The following is a 19,245-nucleotide window of genomic DNA, read 5'->3' as shown; positions in this document are numbered from 1 at the left end:
GTCTACCTGGCCAACCCACCAGGAAGGGCCATTCGGGGCGGCTGTGGAAGAACGTGGCGCGCGAACGCGGGTGGAGATTAGTCCCCCCACGCGGGAAGCCTGCCCCAGCGGCCCTGTGGCGCGATCAGACGTACGCCGAGCCGCCCGATTCTGACCGTTTCATCCGTATGTGTCGCGCGGGCCCCGGCCGGTGACGCGCAGCGGGCCGTGCCGCCAGTCCGGCGCGCTCGGTCCGCGCACGACGATCCGGTTGACCACGCCGGGCCCGATCTCGGCGGCGATCCGGCCCACCAGTGCGGCCGCCATCAACCGTAACTGGGTCGCCCACGCCGTCGACTCCGCCACGCAGCGCAGCTCGCCGGCCACCAGCCGCTCGGGGCGACAGTGCGCGGCGATCTCGGTGCCGACGATCTGCTCCCAGCGCGGCAACAGGCCAGCCTCGGTCAGGGTCCGCGACCAGTCGCGCTCTCGGACCAGATCCGAGACCGCATCGCCGAATCGTTGCGGGTCGCGCGGGTCGTCGCGCGCTCCGCTCCACGGCTGGTCGGCAGGATCGGCCTTGCGGACCCGGCGTGACGGCGCGACCGGTTTCGCGCTTCGGGCCCGCGCGAGCAGCCGGCGAGCGGCGTCCCGATGCTGTCGCGCACCCGGGTCCGGCCGGTCATCGGACACGGTGCACCTCACCGGCGGTGACATCCCACCGGGCACCGGTGAGCTGCGCAGGAACGTCGCCGGCGACGGCCGCCGTCACCAGCACCTGTTCAGCCGGTGCGACCAGGTCGGCGAGCGAGCGCCGGCGCAGATCGTCGAGCTCGGCGAAGACATCGTCAAGGATCAGCACCGGCTCGCCTCCGTCGCCGCACAACAGGTCGTAGGCCGCCAGCCGCAATGCCAACGCGAACGACCACGACTCGCCGTGGCTCGCGTAACCCCGGGCCGGCAGCTCCCCGAGCGAGAGCAGCAGATCGTCGCGGTGGGGTCCGACCAGCGTCACGCCCCGATCGAGCTCCCGGCTTCGGCTGCCGGCCAGCGCAGCCAGCAGCGCGGTCGCGAGCAGCTCGCGGTCGGTGCTCTCGGCAAGGTCCTCCGCCAGGTCCGAGCGGTAGTCGATCCGGGCCGGGCCGCCGCCGTGGCTCACCGCGCTGTAGGACTTGTCGACCAGCGGACGAAGCGCTGCGACCAGCTCGTGCCGGCCGGCGAGGACGGCTGCGCCGGCCGTCGCCAGATGGGCGTCCCACACGTCGAGGGTGGGCAGCTCGGCGCCGGCCCGGCGCTGCATACCCGCGCTCTTCAACAGGGCGTTGCGCTGCTTGAGGACTCGCTCGTAGTCGGAATGTACGGCGGCGAAGCGTGGCGAGCGAGCCACCAACAGCTCGTCGAGGAAACCACGGCGGTGGGCCGGGTCACCCTTGACGATGGCCAGGTCCTCCGGAGCGAACAGCACGGTACGCAGCACGCCGAGCACCTCGCGGGGCCGCGGCACCGGCGAACCGTTCAGCCGGGCCCGGTTGGCCCGCCCCGGCGTGATCTCGATCTCGATCACGCTGTCGCGGCCGTCGCGTACGACGGTGCCCCGCACGACCGCCCGCTCCGCACCCGACCGCACCAGCGGCGCGTCCTGGGCAACCCGGTGACTGGTGAGCCCGGCGAGGTAACCCACCGCCTCGACCAGGTTCGTCTTGCCGGTCCCGTTGGATCCGACGAACGCCGTGACGCCCGGCGTCAGATCCAGCGAGACGTCGGCGTAGGAGCGAAAGTCGTTGAGCGACAGCGCCCGGACGTACAAGCCGACCTCACCCCACCGACGGCCGGGTTAGGCGGTCGGGTAGGCGTCCGCGGACGAACCCTGGCCGGCCGCACCGCCGTCGCTGGACTCCACCGCGTGCCCGCCGAACTGCGCGCGCAACGCGGCGACCATCTTCATCGCCGGCGAGTCCTCCTGGCGGGAGGCGAAGCGGGCATACAACGCCGCGGTGATGACCGGAAGCGGCACGGCATGGTCGATCGCCGCCTCGACCGTCCACCGTCCTTCGCCCGAGTCCTGCGCGTAGCCCTTCAGCTTGGTCAAGTGCTGGTCCTGGTCGAGGGCTCGCACGGCAAGGTCCAGCAGCCAGGAGCGTACGACGGTGCCCTGCTGCCAAGAGGCGAAGGTGGCACGCACGTCGGTGACGAGATCGGTCGCCTCGAGCAGCTCCCAGCCCTCGGCGTAGGCCTGCATGATGCCGTACTCGATCCCGTTGTGAACCATCTTCGCGAAGTGCCCGGCGCCGGCACTGCCGGCATGCACGAACCCGTAGTCACCCTCCGGCTTCAGCGCATCGAAGATCGGCTGCAGCCGCGCGATGTCCTCATCGGTGCCGCCGGCCATGAGGCCGTAGCCCTCGGTCAGTCCCCACACGCCGCCGGAGACACCGCAGTCGACGAAATGGATCTGTTTCTCGGCAAGTGCCGCCGCGTGCAGCTGGTCGTCGGTGTAACGCGAGTTGCCGCCGTCGACCACGACGTCACCGGGCTCGAGCAGGCCACCGAGGGCCTGGATGGTCTCCGTGGTCGGCCGGCCGGCCGGGACCATGACCCACACCGCGCGGGGCGCGGAGACCTTGCCCACCAGGTCCTTCAGGCTGTCGGCGTCGCGTCCGCTGTCCGGCGACTGGTCGTAGCCGACGACCGTATGTCCGGCCCGGCGCAGCCGTTCGGCCATGTTGCCGCCCATCCGGCCGAGACCGATCATCCCGAGCTCCACGCCTGCCTCCTCGCCTTACCCCCGTCGTTCGTCGGTTGTGGACCGACCGCTACGACGCTAAACGTACGGGCATCAGGAGGTAACGGTGGTCGGTGCCGTCGTCGGCGCCGGACTTGCCGGTCAGCACGGCCGGCTTGGTCGGACCGGTGAAGGCCAGCCGGGCCTCGTCGGAGTCCAGCGAGCCGAGCCCGTCCAGCAGGTACGTCGCGTTGAACGCGATCGTGAGCGGCTCACCCTCGAACGACGCCGGCAGGCTTTCCTGCGCCTCCGCCTCGTCGACTCCCCCGGCTTCGAGCGTCACGCCGTCGGCCGAGAACGACAACCGGATCGGTGAGGTGCGGGAGGCCACGAGCGCCACCCGGCGTACGGCGTCGGTCAGTGCCGCAGAGTCCACACTGGCGGTCGAGGACGCCGCGTCGGGAAGCAGCGACCGGTACTTCGGGAACTCCCCGTCCAACAGCCGGCTGGTCGCCGACCGCTCGGCACCCGACAACCCGATCAACCCTTCGCCCGGAGCGTTGCTCGCCAGCGACAGGCTGATCTCGGCACCCGACGTGAGCGACTTGGCGGCTTCGGCCAAGGTCCGGGCCGGCACCAGCGCGGTCGCCTGCATGCCGACCTCGACCGGCGCCCAGCGCATCGTGCGCACGGCAAGCCGGTAACGGTCGGTCGCGGCGAGCGTCACCTGCTCGCCATCGATCTCGATCCGGATCCCCGTGAGCACCGGCAACGCGTCGTCGCGCCCGGCAGCGACCGCAACCGCCGTCACCGCCGCCGCGAACGCATCACTGCCGACCGTGCCGGCGACCGACGGCATCGCGGGCAGCGTCGGATACTCCTCGATCGGCAGGGTCGGAAGGGTGAACTTCGACGAACCGCAGCTCACGACCACTCGTGACCCGTCGGTGGACAGGTCGATCGGCTGCGGCGGAAGGCTTCGGGTGATGTCGGCCAGCAACCGACCGGGCACGAGGATCGCGCCGCCCTCGGCGATGGTCGCGTCCAGCTGAGCCTGGGCGGACACCTCGTAGTCGAACCCGGACAGCTCAAGGCTGCCCTGCTGGCCGGCTTCGATCCGCAGCCCGGCCAGGACCGGGAGTGCAGCCTTTTGCGGCAGGATGCGGGCCGCCCATGCGACCGCATCGGCGAAGCCGTCCCGCTCGACCCGGATCTTCATGGGCATCTCAACCTTTCGCTACGCAGCGGCGTACCCCTCGGTGCAGCACCGCATCCACAGTCTTGATTGACGGTATGACAGGAAGATTCAGATCCGGTCGTCGTTGTCGCTGCGGTGGACACTGTCGATAACCGGCGAACCCGCAGGTTAGCCACCGGCCGGCGATGTGCGCCGGCTGTGGAGAACGGACCGCTGACCGTGGGCCTCCTGGGGAGTGCCGAGCGGGGGGCCCGGATTGGACGATCTGACCGGTAAACGTCCACAGCGTTGTCCCCAGCCTGTGAACGACCAGCAGCGGACTCGGGGCGCAGCAAGAGGGAACGTTCGGGGAAGCCGCAGCGCGGGCTCACCCGCGGGCCTGGCTCTTGATCCGGTTGGTGAGCTCGCTGACCTGGTTGTAGACGGAGCGGCGCTCGGCCATCAGTGAGCGGATCTTGCGGTCGGCGTGCATCACAGTGGTGTGGTCGCGGCCGCCGAAGGCCTGGCCGATCTTGGGCAGGGACAGCTCGGTGAGCTCCCGGCACAGGTACATCGCGACCTGGCGGGCCTGTACCAGCACCCGGCTGCGCGAGGACCCGCAGAGATCTTCCATCGAGATCGAGAAGTACGCCGCGGTCTGCGCCATGATCGTGGACGCGGTGATCTCCGGGCCGGCGGCATCGGCGATCAGGTCCTTCAGCACGATTTCGGCGAGGGCGAGATCGACGGTCTGGCGATTCAGGCTGGCGAACGCCGTGACCCGGATCAGCGCGCCCTCGAGCTCACGGATGTTCGAGGAGATCTTGCTCGCGATGAACTCGAGAACCTCCGCGGGCACGGCGAGCCGTTCGGCCGCCGCCTTCTTGCGCAGGATCGCGATCCGCGTCTCGAGCTCGGGCGGCTGGACGTCGGTGATCAGGCCCCACTCGAACCGGTTGCGCAGCCGGTCCTCCAGCGTGACCAGCTGCTTGGGCGTGCGGTCGGAGGAGATCACGATCTGGGAGTTCGCGTTGTGCAGGGTGTTGAAGGTGTGGAAGAACTCCTCCTGCGTCTGCTCTTTGTTCTCGAGGAACTGGATGTCGTCGACGAGCAGCACGTCGATGTTGCGGTAGCGCTTGCGGAACAGCTCGCCGCGTCCGTCGCGGATCGAGTTGATGAAGTCGTTGGTGAACTCCTCCGAGCTCACATAGCGCACCCGGCAGCCCGGGACGAGGGCGCGCGTGTAGTGCCCGATTGCGTGCAGCAGGTGGGTCTTGCCCAGCCCGGACTCGCCGTAGATGAACAGCGGGTTGTAGGCCTTGGCGGGGGCTTCGGCGACCGCGACCGCCGCGGCATGGGCGAACCGGTTGCTCGACCCGATCACGAAGGTCTCGAACTGGTATTTCGGGTTGAGCCGGTCGGGTTCCCCGGTCGGCCGGCGAATCGGAGCCACCGGCGCCGGCTCGACGTCCTCCATCGGGTACGGCTCGTCGTCGAACTCCGCAGCCGCCGCGGCGTCACTCAGGTGCGCGTCCGCGGGTGGCTCGACCGTGACCGCGACGCGAACGTCACGAGCTAGCTCGCGGGACAGCGCCTCGATGACCAGCGGGCGAAGCCGGGTGTCGAGCACGTCCCGGGCGAAGTCGTTCGGCGTCGCCAGCACGACAGTGTCCTGGACGAGCGCGAGCGGTTTGGTCAGTCGCAGCCAGGCCCGCTGCTGAGCGGAGACCTGATCCTCACCGAGGCCGGCAATCGCGCGGGTCCACACCGATTCGAGATCGAGGACCTGGTCTGACACGAACTATCCCCTGCTTCCCGATCAGTCCCACTTCGTGCGGTCTGCTAACGCCTCGTCCACACCCCCATCCACAGACTGTGGATCAGGGCGTGACGCGCAACGCTAGGGCAAGCCCATCCGACGTCGCCGCGCGGGCACCACCCGGGGAAGCGGTGGTCAGGGAAGGTCGGCGCGGGAACGCTAACAGCAGGGCCGCCACCGCTACAACCACTCGCGCACATTGACTGGCCCTCGCTCGGCGTGTCGGCTTGACTGAGGACGCTTGACGTTTGCGCTCGGGGGCTGGCCGGTTTGACCTGACTTCGCGCGCGACCGTACCGTGGCAGCCGCGCCCCGGTGTGGGTTGCTTGCGTACGCCCCGAACTCGAAAGACCTCACCCGTAGCGGGAGATTGTTGTGAGTAAGCGCACGTTCCAGCCGAACAACCGTCGGCGCGCGAAGACGCACGGGTTCCGGTTGCGGATGCGCACACGAGCGGGTCGGGCGATCCTTTCTGCGCGCCGCCGCAAGGGACGCGCCGAGCTGTCGGCCTAGGCCGCGACGGTGTTGCCGGCCGAGCGGCGGGTGCACCGGCGCGAGGAGTTCACCGCGACGGTCCGCCAAGGGCGTCGCGTCCACGCGCCCGGGCTGGTGCTCTACCTGCGCAGCGATGACTCGGGCGCGCCGGCCCGTGCCGGTTTCATCGTGGCTCGCCCGGTTGGCCCGGCGGTCCGCCGCAACCGGGTACGACGTCAGCTGCGGCATCTCATCGCGCCGTATCTCGAGCACGCGCCGGCGGGCATCGCGATCGTGATCCGCGTCACCGACGGGGCGTCCCGGCTTACCGGTGCGGCGCTCGCGGACGCACTCGCGGCGGCGTTGGCGAAGGCCGGCGTCAGCACTCCGGCCGCGGACGGCGAGCCTCGATGAGCGCCGGCCGGCAGGTTCGCCCGGTGGGAAGGGTGCTGGTCGCCCTGCTCGGCGTCTACCGGCGCTGGGTGAGCCCGTTGATGGCACCACACTGCCGGTTCCACCCGAGCTGCAGCGCCTACGCGATCGAGGCGATCACCGTGCACGGTGCGCTGCGTGGCACTGGGCTAGCCCTGCGGCGCCTGGTCAAATGTCAACCTTTCTTTACCGATGGGTATGACCCGGTCCCGCTGCGGGCGGAAGGAGCCCACCGGTGAGCTTCCTCAACCCGCTGTATCAGGCGGTCGCCTGGCTGCTGGTGCACATCCACGACGGCATCGCGCACGTCATCACCAGCAACGGCTGGTCGTGGGCGCTTGCCATCGTCGTGCTGACCATGGCGATGCGGCTCGTGCTGTTCCCGATCTTCGTCAAGCAGATCCGCAACCAGCGCGGGCTGCAGGAGCTGCAGCCGAAGATGAAGGAGCTGCAGACCAAGTACAAGAACGACAAGGAGCGGCTCAACCAGGAGATGATGGCGCTCTGGAAAGAGGCCGGCGTCAACCCGCTGTCGGGCTGTTTCCCGTTGCTGCTGCAGATCCCGATCTTCATCTCGCTGTTCCACACCCTGCGCGAGATCAAGCCGATCTCCGGGTGCAAGGCCGGCCCCAACGCCGTGTCCTGCTACAAGGGCGTGCCCGGCTTCGACCAGGCGCACATCTTCAGCGCGGCGCACGCGAAGATCTTCAGCGTCCCGATTCCGGCGTCGTTCACCTCGAGCACGACCTACCTGCACGCTCTCGGCGGCTCACACACCTCGACCCGGATCCTGTGCCTGGTCCTCACCGTGCTGATGGGCGCGACCACGTTCATCACCCAGCGTCAGCTGATGGCCCGTAACGGGCCGGCGGCGAACACCCAGATGGCGCAGCAGCAGAAGATCCTGCTCTACGTCTTCCCGCTGTTCTTCCTCTTCTACGGCTTCAAGTTCCCGATCGGCGTACTGCTCTACTGGCTCACGACGAACGTCTGGAGCATGGTCCAGCAGCGGGTGATCATCGGGCGGATGGACACTGCCGGCGCAGCCCCGAGTGCGGTGCCGCCGCCCGCCGGCCCGGCCCCGGGGGCCAAGCCGAAGCCGCAGCCGCGCGCGCCCACCCCCAAGCCGGCACCGGCGAACGGCGATGTCGCGTTGCCGCCCGGGGGCGCCATCCAGCCGCTGCCGGGCGAGCGGCCCAACAATCCACGCCGCCCGGCCAACCGCAACCGCAACCGCAAGCGAGGACGACGATGACGACCGAGTTGCCCGACACCGAGACCGATGTCGAACCTGCGGCGGCGCCGGACGAGCCGGCTGCGGGCGAAGAGCGCGAGCCGGGGGAGACCGACCGGCTCACGCTGCTCGAGCGCGAGGGCGACATTGCCGCCGACTACCTCGAGGTGTTGCTCGATATCGCCGACCTCGACGGCGACATCGACATCGACGTCGAGGGTGACCGGGCCGCGGTGTCCGTGGTGGGCTCGGGGCTCGACCGGCTGATCGGTCCCGCCGGTGCGACGCTCGAGGCCCTGCAGGAGCTGACCCGCCTTGCGGTGCACCGCGAGACCGGCGTCCGCAGCCGCCTGATGCTCGACATCGGTGGCCATCGGGCGCGCCGGCGCGAGGAGCTCGCCGAGCTCGGGGTCGCCGCCGCCGGGCGGGTGGTGGCCAGCGGCGAGCCGGAGCGGATGACGCCGATGACCCCGTTCGAGCGCAAGATCGTGCATGACGCGGTGGCCGGCGTGACCGGGGTGACGACGGAGTCCGAGGGCGAGGAGCCGCAGCGCCTGGTGGTGATCCGCCCGGAGTGAGCGCGCCACGATGAGCGCAGCGGCCGCCGCGAGCGGGCCGGCGAACGGGTCGGCGAGTGGCCCGGTGCCCGCTGCCGCGCGCGAGGTTTTCGGCGCCGGCGTGGAGCTGGCGCAGCGCTACGCCGAGTTGCTGGCCGGCGAGGGCATCATCCGTGGGGTGATCGGCCCGGGCGAGGCGACCCGGATCTGGTCCCGGCACCTGCTCAACAGTGCGGCGCTCGCTGCGCTGGTTCCCGATGCCGTACGAGTCGCGGATCTGGGCTCGGGTGCGGGCCTGCCCGGAATCCCGTTGGCGATCGCCCGCCCGGACCTGTCCCTGGTGCTGGTCGAGCCGATGGCCCGGCGGGTGCGTTTCCTGCGGGACTGCATCGGCGCGCTCGGCCTGGACTCGGTCGAGATCGTCCACGCCCGGGCCGAGGCCGGCCTCGAGCCGCCCCCAGACGTGGTGGTCGCTCGGGCGGTCGCACCATTGCACCGGCTGATCGGCCTGGCACGTGCGCTGGCGAGGCCGGGCGGTGAGCTGCTCGCGCTGAAGGGCGCGAGCGCCGCCGAGGAGCTGCGCGAGCTGCCGGCGGGCACCGACGCCGAGCTGATCAGTGTGGTCCTCGGCGGCGTTCCGGCTACGGTCGTGCGGGTGCGAAGCCTCGACCGCAGCGGTGCGCGGGCGAGCGGCGGTGGGCGATGAGTTCCGCGCTGGGCTGGCCGGCATCCGATGACTTCGCGCGCAGCCGGTTGGGCTGGCCGAGCCCGGGCCAGGAGTCAGCCGCCGACCCGACCGGCCTGAATGACCAGCCCGACCCAGACGATGAGGCGGGCCCCGACGAAGCGTCGCCGAGCAAGGGAAGCGGGGAAGCGATGACGGTTTCACGTGAAACCAGCGACGACGCCGAGCGCATCGTTTCACGTGAAACATCCGGGCTGGCCGAGCCGGCCCGCCCGCCGGCCGGAGCGTGGCCTCGGCCGCCCGCCCGGCGCGTGCTGACGGTCGCGAACCAGAAGGGTGGGGTGGGCAAGACCACAACCGCGGTGAACCTGGCCGCCGCCCTCGCTCAGCACGACGTCCGCGTCCTGGTGATCGACCTCGACCCGCAGGGAAATGCCTCGACCGCGTTCAGCGTGGCGCATCATCTCGGTGCACCCTCGGTCTACGAGGCCCTGATCGGCGCCCGCTCGCTCAACGACGTGATCGTGGCGGTGGAGAACCTGCCGAACCTGTGGTGCGCGCCGGCCACGATCGATCTCGCCGGCGCCGAGGTGGAGTTGGTCTCGGTCGTGGCGCGCGAGTCGCGGCTGCGCCGCGCGCTGGAGTCGGTTGAGCTCGACGTCGACTACATCTTCATCGATTGCCCGCCCTCGCTCGGGTTGCTCACGCTCAACGCGATGGTGGCGGCGAGTGAGATCCTGATCCCGATCCAGTGCGAGTTCTACGCCCTCGAGGGGCTCAGCCAGCTGCTGAACAACGTGGCGCTGGTGAAAAGCGAGCTGAACCAGGCGCTGTACGTGTCGACCATCCTGCTCACCATGTACGACGCGCGGACCCGGCTCGCCGACCAGGTGGCCGAGGACGTGCGGACCCACTTCGGGAGCCTGGTGCTCGAGGCGGTGATCCCGCGCAGCGTGCGGATCTCGGAGGCGCCCGGCTTCGGACAGACAGTGGTCACCTTCGACCCGGCCTCGCGCGGTGCCCGGGCCTACCAGGCCGCGGCGTACGATCTCGCCAGTCGAGCCTGAGCCGGTGCGCGCGGTGGCTGCCGGGTCAAGGGCGAGCGAGCGACGGGAGGCGGCCGGATGAGTGCGGCGCGAAGGGGTGGTCTGGGTCGCGGGCTCGGCGCATTGATCCCCTCCGGGCCGGCGGGCGAGCAGGAGGCCGGCGCGCGCTTCGAGGAGTTGGCGATCGAGGCGATCGAGCCGAACCCGCGCCAGCCCCGAGACGCCTTCGACGAGGACGCGCACTCCGAGCTCGTTGCGAGCATCCGCGAGGTCGGGATCCTGCAGCCGGTGGTGGTCCGCGAACGCGCTCCGGGCCACTACCAGCTGGTGATGGGCGAGCGGCGCTGGCGAGCCAGCCGCGAAGCCGGCCTCGCCACCGTTCCGGCGATCATCCGTGAGACGCCCGACGATGCGTTGTTGCGGGATGCGTTGCTGGAGAACCTGCATCGCCAGCAGCTCAACGCGTTGGAGGAGGCGGCCGCCTACCAGCAGCTGCTCGAGGAGTTCGGGGCCACACACGAACAGCTCGCCGAACGCATCGGGCGCTCGCGTTCGCAGGTCAGCAACACGATCCGGCTGCTCGCCCTGCCGCCTGCGGTGCAACGGCGGGTAGCCGCCGGTGTCCTCAGCGCCGGGCACGCGCGGGCGTTGCTCGGACTGCCCGACCCGGCGGCCCAGGAGCAGCTCGCGGCGCGGATCGTGGCCGAGGGACTGTCCGTGCGAGCGACCGAGGAGCTGGTGGCGGCGGGGGACGACCCGAAGCGCCCGCGCGCTCGCGCCGTGCGGGCCCCGACCGCGCCCGCGCTCGCGCGTTTGGAGGCGGCCCTGTCGGATCTGCTCGAGACCCGGGTCACCGTGGAGCTCGGCCGGCGCCGGGGCAAGCTCACGGTGACCTTTGCCTCGATCGATGACCTGCACCGGGTGCTCGGCGTGCTCGCGCCACAGGTGCTGATGGACGCTGCTGCGGGTTCGGCCGGGCCGGCCGGGTCCGACCAGGACACCTAACCGCCCAAACCCCAGCGCCCCAAACTCGTCGCAGCCGCCCTGGCCACGGTGCTCCCGGCCACCGTGCCGGCCCATTGCCCGGGCCGCAGGCCGTCGATACAGTGAGCGCGGCGAGCGCGTGGGTGGGCCGCGGTCGCCGTCGCTTCCGGTCGGAGCCGGTGTCTCGAGGTGTCCATGACCCGTCGACTGGCCAGCGTGACGCTGGACAACCTCGACGACCTGCCGGTGCGCTGCCGGCGGTGTGTGTTCTGGGAGCTGGACCCGGTCGCGGGGACCCGCGCGATCGAAGCCGGTGACCCGGCGCTGGAGAAGGAGGCCTGGGTCTCCGCCGCGCTGCTCGAGTGGGGCAGCTGCGGCAAGGTGCTCTACGTCGATGGGGTGGCTGCCGGTTTCGCCCTCTATGCCCCGCCTAGTTATGCTCCGCGAACAGTTGCGTTCCCCACCTCCCCGGTGAGCGCGGACGCCGTGGTCTTGATGACGGCGGCGGTGCTCCCGGAGTTCTCCGGGGCCGGGCTCGGCCGGATGCTGGTCCAAGGGATCGCGAAGGACCTGATCCGCCGCGGGGTGCGGGCGATCGAGGCCTTCGGGGACGCCCAGTGGTCGGAGGTGGGCCACTGCCTGCTTCCGGCCGACTACCTGCTCGCGGTCGGCTTCAAGACCGTGCGACCGCATCCGAAGACCCCGCGGCTGCGGCTCGAGCTCAAGACCGCAGCCTCCTGGCGGGAAGACGTCGAGGTCGCTCTGGAGCGCCTACTGGGGTCGATGACGCCGGAAGGTGCGCTTCGCCCGGTATAGATGGATTTAGGACGAATCAGCGGGTGAGCGCGGCAATCCGGAACTGTCCGGTCGGAATGTCGAGATGCTCCGGCAGGTACAGCCGCTGGATGCCGGCCACGACCGCTTCAGCCAGCGCGTCGCGGAAGTCAGGGTGAGCCAGCCGGGCGACGTCGCCGGGGTTGGTCAGGTAGCCGGCATCGAGCCGAACCGCGGGCATCCGGGTCAGCCGCAACAACGCCCACGACTTCGGGTGGGTCCGACCGTCGACCAGGTCGGTGCGGCTCGCGACCTCGCGTGACATCAGGTCCGCGAGCCGCTCGCCGACCGCGGATCGCACCTCCCGGCCGGGCAGCCTTGCGCCGTAGAAGTAGCAGGCGCTTCCGCACGGCCGTTCGCTCGGCGCCGCGTCGAGATGCAGGGAGACGAACAGCTCGGCGGCCATGTCGTTGGCGAACCTCGCCCGCGACTCGACGTCGGGACAGTTCTCCGCGCTTCTGGTGAGGTACGTCGTCACGCCGAGCGCACCGAGCCGGCCCTCGACCCTGGTCGCGAGGTCAAGCACGATCTCCGCTTCGACCAGACCTCCCGCGACCGAGCCCGGATCCGCGCCGCCGTGGCCCGGGTCGAGGACGACCGTGCGGCCCGCGAGCGCGGCACCGCCGCGGCGCAGTCGCTCCTCCTCACGGCGCTCGGACGGCGAGCCGCCCGTGACAGTGCGGCGTAGCTGGTTGAGGGCACGCAGGGTTCCCGGTCCGAGCGTGCCGTCGGCGCGCAGGCCGACGTTGTGCTGGAACTCCTTCAGCGCCGCCTCGGTGGCCGCCCCGAAGATGCCGTCGCAGCGGCCCGGATCGAAGCCGAGCTCGAGCAGCCGCTGCTGCAGCACCGCGACGTCGTCGCCGACGTAGGGGTGGGCCGGGGAGTAGGACAGCAACCGGTCGCCGAAGCGCCAGTGCGCCTCGTCGAGCGCTCGGTAGGTCTCGGTGCCGATGATGCCGTCGACCCGGAGGCCACGGCTTTGTTGAAAGCCGCGAACCGCGAAGTCCATCGCGTCGTCGAAGACCGGGTCGGAGCACACGTCGAGCAGGCCGAGCCGTTCCAGCTTCGCGCGAATCTCGGCGACGGCGGGACCGCTGTCACCGCGGCGGTAGACCTGCATAACGTTCCGATGCTAACCGGCGGATTGCCGGCGCAAGAGCGCCGAAAAGGGTGACACCGCTCGACCGCCAGATCACCCGCGGTCGAAGGACGGGTCGATCAGAGATAGTCCTCGAGGTCGCGCAGCAGCGCGGCCTTCGGCTTGGCGCCGACGATGCTCTTCACGACCTCACCCGAGCGGAACACCGACATGGTCGGGATCGACAGGATCTGGTAGCGACGGGCGATCTCGGGGTTCTCGTCGATGTTGACCTTCGCGACGGTGAGCCGGTCGCCGTGCTCCGCCGCGATCTCCTCGAGGACGGGGGCGACCATCTTGCACGGCCCGCACCACTCGGCCCAGAAGTCCACCAGCACCGGAAGCTCGCTGGCGAGCACGTCAGTGTCGAAACTGGCTTCGGTGACGGTCTTGGTGTTGGCGCCCATCGGTTCTCCTTGGTAACGGCTGTCGCGTCTACCGGCTCAACGCGAACGTGGTCGTCGATGTTCCCTCAGCCCTACGACGCCGGGTCGGACACTAGCGATCCTCGGCCGGCAGGCCGTCGAGGTAGTGCTCGACGTCCAGCGCAGCCGCGCAGCCGCTGCCGGCTGCGGTGATTGCCTGACGATACGTGTGGTCGACCAGGTCCCCGCACGCGAACACGCCCGGCAGGTTGGTCCGGGTGTGCGGGGCGTCGACCACGACGTACCCCTCCTCGTCCAAGGTGATCTGGTCCTTGATCAACTCGTTGCGCGGGTCGTGCCCGATTGCGATGAAGACCCCTCCGACGTCGAGGGTGCGGGTCTGGCCGGTGTTGACGTCGCGCAGCACCAGACCGGTGACCCGCTCGTCACCCACCACGTCGTCGACCACGCTGTTCCAGGCGAAGCTGATCTTCGGGTTCGATGCGGCTCGTTCGGCCATGATCTTGGATGCGCGCAGGGCATCACGGCGGTGGACCAGGGTCACCGACCTGCCGAACCGGGTGAGGAACGTCGCCTCTTCGACCGCCGAGTCGCCGCCGCCGACGACCGCGATGTCCTGGTCGCGGAAGAAGAACCCGTCGCAGGTCGCGCACCACGACACGCCGTGCCCGGACAGTCGCTTCTCGTTAAGCAGCCCGAGCTCGCGGTACGCCGAACCCATCGCGAGGATCACCGTGCGTGCGAGGTGTTCCTCGCCCGCCACCGTCACCTTCTTGACCGCGCCGCTCAGGTCGAGCGCGGTGGCGTCGTCGCTGATGATCTCGGCGCCGAACCGCTCGGCCTGCTTGCGCATCAGGTCCATGAGCTCGGGACCCATGATCCCGTCGGGGAAGCCGGGGAAGTTCTCGACGTCGGTGGTGTTCATCAGGGCCCCGCCGTACTGGACCCCTTCGATCAGCAGCGGCTTCAGGTTGGCACGGGCGGTGTAAAGCGCGGCGGTGTAGCCGGCCGGTCCCGACCCAACGATGACGACGTCACGAACAGTGGCAGCCATCGTGTGCTTCAGCTCCTCCGACGTGTGCCGATCGGCCCGGCGCGGACGATCGTTGCGCTCCTTGAACAGGTGCGCCCCTTGAACAGGAGTGTAGGCAGCCGCATTCCCGGCCAACTGGCCCCGGCCGGGCGCTCGGCTGGGTCGCCTAGTTCAGCGGCACCTTGACGTAGGTCCGAATGAACAGGCTGCCGCTGCAGGTCGGGTTGACCACGTAGACGTCGACCACGTTGGGATCCTTGTCGCGCATGACGAAGACCGCGGACGGCACCTTGTGCAGCGACCCGCTCGTCCAGGTGCCGGCATCCACCGTGATCGGCACGGCGTTGCTGTTGCCGGTCAGCTTTGCGGCGCACAGCAGGATCTTGCTGCGCGAGTCCAGTAGCGGCCGGAGTACGTCGGGCACCCGCTCCGTGACCTGTGACCCGCCGTGCACCTGGCTCGGCGACGCCACGGGTGCCGGGGCGGTCGTGGTCGCGGGAGCGGCGCCGGTGCCCGGGCTGTTTTCCGGGCCGAAGTCGGCCGGCACGCGCGCGACCAGTCCGGGAATGATCGCGTCCAGACGGCTCGGCGTGTAGTTCGTCCCGGTCTCGTTCTTGCTGTAGTTCCTCGGCTGCGCCACCTGGGGCACCCCCGCCAAGCCCTTCGCGGCGGTGCTCGTCCCACCTGCGCCGCCGCCGCTGGAAGTCCCGGTCCCGAGGTGCCCGACCACGAGCGCAACGACGGCCAGGATGATGACCGCGGCGGCGACGCTTCCGGCCATCGTCGGCCGGCTGAACCGTCGCCGCCGGTAGGCGGACAGGTCCGGCACCACGTCGCGGTTCGGCGTGGTTTGCTCGGCGATCACCCGGTCCAGCCGAGCGGCGACGTCCTCGGGCATCGGTTCGGGCGGCAGCTCGGCGAGCGCACGGCGGGCCTCGGCGATCAGCTCGAGCTGTCCGCGGCACTGCTCGCAGCCCGCCAGGTGCGCGCGCGCCTGCGCCGCCTGTTGCGGGTCGAGCAGCTCCTCGTCGAGCTCGGCGAGCTCGTCGAAGCTGAGGTGGCCGTCGTTCACGCCGGATGCTCCTCGCCGGTTGTTGTCTCGGATTGGACGCGCGGCGCCGGTGGCGCGTTCCCGTCCACGCGGCGGGGGTCGAGATCACTGAGCGCCTCCGCGAGCCTGGCACGAGCTCGGGCGCAGCGACTCTTCACCGTTCCGGTCGGTACGTCGAGCATCTCCGCCGCCTCGGCGACCGAGTAGCCCTCGACGTCCACGAGGACGACCGCGGCGGCCTGCTCTGCGGGCAGCGTGCGCAGCGCCGCCACCACGGCCAGTGAGGTCTCGCGTTCGGTGACCGGGTCGCGGGCGTAGCGCTCGCCCGCGGGTTCCGCGGTCAGTGGCTCGGTCGGCCGCGCAGCCCGCCGGCGGGCGAGGTCGAGGCAGGCGTTCACGACGATCCGGTGCAGCCAGGTGGTGACCGCCGACCCGCCGCGGAACCCGGCCGCACCGCGGTACGCCGATAGCAGGGCGTTCTGCAGTGCGTCGGCGGCATCGTCGGGGTTGCCGAGCGTGCGCAGCGCGACCGCCCACAGCCGGTCACGGTGGCGGTGCACGAGCTCGGTGAAGGCGTCGGAATCACCGGCGACGTGCCGGGCGAGCAACTCCTCGTCGGCCGGCGGTTCGGCTGTCATTTGCCTTTGAGGGTAGGTGCTGCGTGCGCCGCTTCCGGTCTGACAGGCCGCCCGGCGGGCGGACCCGATCGCTCAGTTGAGCAGGGCGATCTCGGCCACTCCGAGCCGGTAGCCGTCGCCGGCCTTGGGCAGCGAGGTGATCCAGAGCAGCCAGTAGCGCGCGCGAACCGGCCTGGCCAGGGTCAGCCGGATCGAGGCGGGACTGTCGTTCTCCGAGGCGACCACGGGAAGGTCAGAGGCCTGCCGGGGACGCACCGATCCGGCCCGGATCTGGAAGTCGGAGCCGGCCGCCGAGAGCAGCAGCTGGGCGACCGAGACGGTCGTGGGGTGCCGCAGGTCCAGCAGCAGCCCGACGCCCTGCTTGAGCCCGCCGAAGTTCGGCCGCCCGAAGTAGGTGTCGGTGCTCCATTGCGTCGACGGGTCGTCGTCGACGGCGAGCCCGACGCCGCCGGGATCCTCGGTGCCGTCGCCTTCGGGATCGAAGCTCGTGATGTGCGGCGGCGTCGACCACACGACGCTGGTCTTGGCGCTGATGTTCGACTGGCGCGGCTGCGGGAAGCTCGGCGCGACCGCGCGCGCCTGCCCGGGCACGCGGCCGAGGTGGCTGCCGAGACCCCACGCACCGAGCCCGACCGCCGCGACCAGCAGCGGCGGGACGACCCGCCACATCACGCGGACCCAGCGCCCGCGGCGCGGATCGTCGGGATCCGGCGGCGGCGGGTGCAGCGGCGCGAGCGGTAGCCGGGCGAGGTCGTCGGCCAGCGCGGCGGCGGAGTCGTACCCGCCGGACAGTGCGCGCGCCGTGACCTCGTCGAGCGCCCGGCTGACCCTGCGCCGGTAGCGCCGCGGGTGCCGGCGGTCCCCGCGGGTGGCGGCCGGCAGGCCGTCCCATCCCGGCAGCGGCCAGTGGCCGGTGAGGCCGGCGTAGAGCAGCCCGCCGAGGCCGACCAGATCGTCGTACGACGGGTCGGGCCGCAGCGCAGCGGACAGCTCGAGTCCGGTGATCCTCGGGCCGGCGTCCGGCGGCAGGACGACCTCATCCGGATGAAGCATCCGGTGCGCCGCCCCGCACGCCGCGGCGGCGGCAACGGCTCGGGCGCAGGACAGGACCAGGTCCGTGACGACGGCGGGCTTTTGCGGGGAGTCCCGCAGCAGTGCTGCCAGCGGCGGGCCATCGACCCACTCGCTGATCACCCAGACCGTTGCCGTTCCGTGCTCCGCCGCGCTCTCGCCCACGTCGAGCACGCGCACCCACCGGGCGTCCGGAACGCCACCCGCCCGCGCGGCCGCCTCGATGACCGCCCGGGCGTCGCCGGCGGACAGGCCGGTGAGGATGCGGATCGCCACCGGGCGGCCGAGCACCTCGTCGGTCGCCAGCCAGAGGCTCGCGTTGGCGCTGCTTTCGTGCAGGAGGCGAACCAGGAGGTAGCGGTCCGCGAGCCGGTTGCCGGGGTCGGCGCGCGGCTGCACGAGTCGATGCTAGGGCGTCGCGGCTCGCAGCCGTCGGCTCAGGACAAAACCGTGCCGGGCGGCAACCACGGGCGGACCGCGCCGATGTAGCCCTGCATGTACACGGGCTGGATCTGGACGTCCTCACCGGTTTCCGGCGCGGCGATCATCAGCCCTTTCCCGATGTAGATCGTCACGTGGTGGATGGTCGCCGGGTCGGAGGTGTTCAGGGCGAAGAACAGCAGGTCCCCGGGCTCGAGCTGGGCGAGGGTCGGGTGCGGTCCGGCGTACCACTGTTCCCTCGAGGTACGCGGCAGGTTGATTCCGGCCTGGTGGTACGACCACTGGGTCAGGCCGCTGCAGTCGAAGGAGTTCGGGCCGGTGGCGCCCCACACGTAGGGATCGCCGATCCGGCTGCGCGCCGCGGCGATCGCCGCAGCGGCGGTGGCGTTCGGCGGCGTCGACCCGCCGAGGGTTCCCCCCGCACCGGTGAGCGCGGAGTCGAAGCTCGCCGCGCCGGCGGCCGCGGCCGCGGCCTGGTCGGCCCGCAGGATCTCGCGCACCGTGCTGGTCGCGTGCGCAAGCGCCTGCTGCTCGCTGTCGAGCAGGCCTTCGACCTTGGTCGCGTCGGCCTGCCGGGCTCCCTCGAGCCGGGTGATCCGGGTGGAGATCGCGCTGTCTTCTCGCGCGAGCACCCGAGCGTGCGCGAGCGTGGCCTCGGCCGACTGCGCCACCCGGTTTTCGTAGGCCAGGACATCTCCGGCCAGCCGGTAGCGGTCGATGGCCTGGGTCGGGTTGGTGCCGTTCAGCAGGGAGGCGAGCACCGCGGGGTCGCCGCCGCTCTCATACAACGCCTGCGCGTGGCTCGCGACGGTCTGCTCGGCGTTGTTCGCGCTGGCCTGGATGGCGGTGACCGCCTGGTCGGCCTGTCCGCGCCGGGCGACCGCGACGTTGAGCTCCGCCTCGGTCGCGTCGTAGCGCTCGATGATGACTTCGGCCTGGGTGTTGAGCCGGTCCACCAGCTTCTGCAGGGCGGCCGCCCGGGCTCGCGCCGTCGCGAGCGGGTCGGCCGAGGCGTGGCTCGCGAAGGCAACCGGCAGGCCGGCGGCGAGCAGGGCGATCGCGGTCGTGATCGAGCGGGTACGGCGGAGCATCAGTCGCCGTCGGAATTCGAGCTCGACGTCTCGACCACGACCGTGTAGTGCTTCAGCGGCCCGATCCGGCGGAACACCACCGTCTGCACCGGGCGCCGGAGGGTCAACGTGACGGTGCCGTCGGAGGTCACCGAGAAGTTCTTCGTAAGCACTTTCTCGTCGTTGCCGGTGCTGTCGACGTAGGCAACGGCGGCCTGGTAGGCGAGCTGGACGTTGCCATGGTTGTGGAACGAGGTACTGGCGGCGAAGGCGGCGTTCTGCGCGTCGGTCTGCGTGCCCACGCGGGTGGCCATGACGTGCACGGCGTCGTAGGCGAACACGCCGACGACGGCCAGTACGACGAGCAAGATCGAGATCGTTTGCAGTCGCAAGGCGCCACGGTCGTCACCGCTGGTCCGCATCGTGCCTCCTTCAGGAGGGATGTCGGCGTCAGCGCGCGGGGCCTTGAGATCG

General features: G+C 70.8%; 22 protein-coding genes. 9 read left to right on the top strand and 13 right to left on the bottom strand.

The window, feature by feature from the left end:
• Positions 1-159: 159 nt before the first annotated feature.
• The 5 genes from VME70_05400 to dnaA form a co-directional block, all read right to left on the bottom strand.
• Positions 160-672 (bottom strand): DciA family protein, encoded by a 513-nt coding sequence (locus VME70_05400; protein HTW19638.1) that lies wholly within the window; start codon positions 670-672, stop codon positions 160-162.
• A complete protein-coding gene (gene recF / locus VME70_05395) occupies positions 662-1,786 on the bottom strand; it encodes a DNA replication/repair protein RecF (protein ID HTW19637.1) in 1,125 nt (374 codons plus the stop codon). Before recF ends, VME70_05400 begins: the two co-directional genes overlap by 11 nt.
• 27 nt (positions 1,787-1,813) lie before the next feature.
• Entirely contained in the window at positions 1,814-2,743 is a 930-nt protein-coding gene (gene gnd, locus VME70_05390) for a decarboxylating 6-phosphogluconate dehydrogenase (GenBank protein ID HTW19636.1), read from the bottom strand.
• A gap of 49 nt (positions 2,744-2,792) precedes the next feature.
• A complete protein-coding gene (gene dnaN / locus VME70_05385; GenBank protein ID HTW19635.1) occupies positions 2,793-3,926 on the bottom strand; it encodes a DNA polymerase III subunit beta in 1,134 nt (377 codons plus the stop codon).
• Positions 3,927-4,266: 340 nt separating this feature from the next.
• Positions 4,267-5,676, bottom strand: coding sequence for a chromosomal replication initiator protein DnaA (gene dnaA, locus VME70_05380; GenBank protein ID HTW19634.1), 1,410 nt, complete (start codon positions 5,674-5,676; stop codon positions 4,267-4,269).
• Between the two features lie 390 nt (positions 5,677-6,066).
• On the opposite strand from dnaA, the gene rpmH reads away from it, so the two are divergent.
• From rpmH to VME70_05335, 9 genes are all read left to right on the top strand, one after another.
• Complete coding sequence (gene rpmH / locus VME70_05375) at positions 6,067-6,210, top strand: 50S ribosomal protein L34 (GenBank protein HTW19633.1); 144 nt, start codon at positions 6,067-6,069, stop codon at positions 6,208-6,210.
• Between the two features lie 9 nt (positions 6,211-6,219).
• Positions 6,220-6,585: a ribonuclease P protein component gene (gene rnpA, locus VME70_05370; protein ID HTW19632.1), complete on the top strand. Its 366-nt coding sequence runs from the start codon at positions 6,220-6,222 to the stop codon at positions 6,583-6,585.
• Positions 6,582-6,842: a membrane protein insertion efficiency factor YidD gene (gene yidD, locus VME70_05365; GenBank protein ID HTW19631.1), complete on the top strand. Its 261-nt coding sequence runs from the start codon at positions 6,582-6,584 to the stop codon at positions 6,840-6,842. The genes rnpA and yidD overlap by 4 nt, the downstream gene beginning before the upstream one ends.
• On the top strand, positions 6,839-7,858 hold the full coding sequence (yidC, locus tag VME70_05360; GenBank protein ID HTW19630.1) for a membrane protein insertase YidC: 1,020 nt from the start codon (positions 6,839-6,841) through the stop codon (positions 7,856-7,858). The genes yidD and yidC overlap by 4 nt, the downstream gene beginning before the upstream one ends.
• Positions 7,855-8,415 (top strand): R3H domain-containing nucleic acid-binding protein, encoded by a 561-nt coding sequence (locus VME70_05355; GenBank protein HTW19629.1) that lies wholly within the window; start codon positions 7,855-7,857, stop codon positions 8,413-8,415. Before yidC ends, VME70_05355 begins: the two co-directional genes overlap by 4 nt.
• Positions 8,416-8,425: 10 nt before the next feature.
• Positions 8,426-9,100 carry a 16S rRNA (guanine(527)-N(7))-methyltransferase RsmG gene (rsmG, locus tag VME70_05350; protein HTW19628.1) on the top strand — a complete coding sequence of 225 codons (675 nt, stop codon included), beginning with the start codon at positions 8,426-8,428 and terminating at the stop codon, positions 9,098-9,100.
• A complete protein-coding gene (locus VME70_05345) occupies positions 9,097-10,146 on the top strand; it encodes a ParA family protein (GenBank protein ID HTW19627.1) in 1,050 nt (349 codons plus the stop codon). Before rsmG ends, VME70_05345 begins: the two co-directional genes overlap by 4 nt.
• A 57-nt stretch (positions 10,147-10,203) precedes the next feature.
• Complete coding sequence (locus VME70_05340) at positions 10,204-11,130, top strand: ParB/RepB/Spo0J family partition protein (GenBank protein ID HTW19626.1); 927 nt, start codon at positions 10,204-10,206, stop codon at positions 11,128-11,130.
• A gap of 174 nt (positions 11,131-11,304) precedes the next feature.
• Positions 11,305-11,925 (top strand): GNAT family N-acetyltransferase, encoded by a 621-nt coding sequence (locus tag VME70_05335; GenBank protein HTW19625.1) that lies wholly within the window; start codon positions 11,305-11,307, stop codon positions 11,923-11,925.
• Between the two features lie 16 nt (positions 11,926-11,941).
• Here VME70_05335 and VME70_05330 read toward each other — a convergent pair whose 3' ends face one another.
• From VME70_05330 to VME70_05295, 8 genes are all read right to left on the bottom strand, one after another.
• A complete protein-coding gene (locus tag VME70_05330) occupies positions 11,942-13,063 on the bottom strand; it encodes an N-acetylmuramoyl-L-alanine amidase (protein HTW19624.1) in 1,122 nt (373 codons plus the stop codon).
• A 98-nt stretch (positions 13,064-13,161) separates the two neighbouring features.
• Positions 13,162-13,488 carry a thioredoxin gene (trxA, locus tag VME70_05325; protein HTW19623.1) on the bottom strand — a complete coding sequence of 109 codons (327 nt, stop codon included), beginning with the start codon at positions 13,486-13,488 and terminating at the stop codon, positions 13,162-13,164.
• Between the two features lie 91 nt (positions 13,489-13,579).
• Positions 13,580-14,521: a thioredoxin-disulfide reductase gene (gene trxB, locus VME70_05320; GenBank protein HTW19622.1), complete on the bottom strand. Its 942-nt coding sequence runs from the start codon at positions 14,519-14,521 to the stop codon at positions 13,580-13,582.
• 145 nt (positions 14,522-14,666) lie between these two features.
• Entirely contained in the window at positions 14,667-15,572 is a 906-nt protein-coding gene (locus tag VME70_05315) for a hypothetical protein (GenBank protein ID HTW19621.1), read from the bottom strand.
• The gene (gene sigM, locus VME70_05310) at positions 15,569-16,189 is read right to left on the bottom strand and encodes an RNA polymerase sigma factor SigM (protein ID HTW19620.1); all 621 of its coding nucleotides are present in this window, start codon (positions 16,187-16,189) and stop codon (positions 15,569-15,571) included. Before sigM ends, VME70_05315 begins: the two co-directional genes overlap by 4 nt.
• Before the next feature lie 72 nt (positions 16,190-16,261).
• On the bottom strand, positions 16,262-17,659 hold the full coding sequence (locus tag VME70_05305; protein ID HTW19619.1) for a hypothetical protein: 1,398 nt from the start codon (positions 17,657-17,659) through the stop codon (positions 16,262-16,264).
• A 38-nt stretch (positions 17,660-17,697) separates the two neighbouring features.
• Positions 17,698-18,792 carry an NlpC/P60 family protein gene (locus tag VME70_05300; protein ID HTW19618.1) on the bottom strand — a complete coding sequence of 365 codons (1,095 nt, stop codon included), beginning with the start codon at positions 18,790-18,792 and terminating at the stop codon, positions 17,698-17,700.
• Positions 18,792-19,193 carry a hypothetical protein gene (locus VME70_05295; GenBank protein ID HTW19617.1) on the bottom strand — a complete coding sequence of 134 codons (402 nt, stop codon included), beginning with the start codon at positions 19,191-19,193 and terminating at the stop codon, positions 18,792-18,794. Before VME70_05295 ends, VME70_05300 begins: the two co-directional genes overlap by 1 nt.
• Positions 19,194-19,245: the final 52 nt, after the last annotated feature.

The sequence above is a fragment of the Mycobacteriales bacterium genome, assembly GCA_035504215.1.
Taxonomy (GTDB): Bacteria; Actinomycetota; Actinomycetes; order JAFAQI01; family JAFAQI01; genus DATAUK01.
Note: the sequence above shows the minus strand (reverse complement) of the source record. Positions and strands in the feature narration are given on the sequence as shown.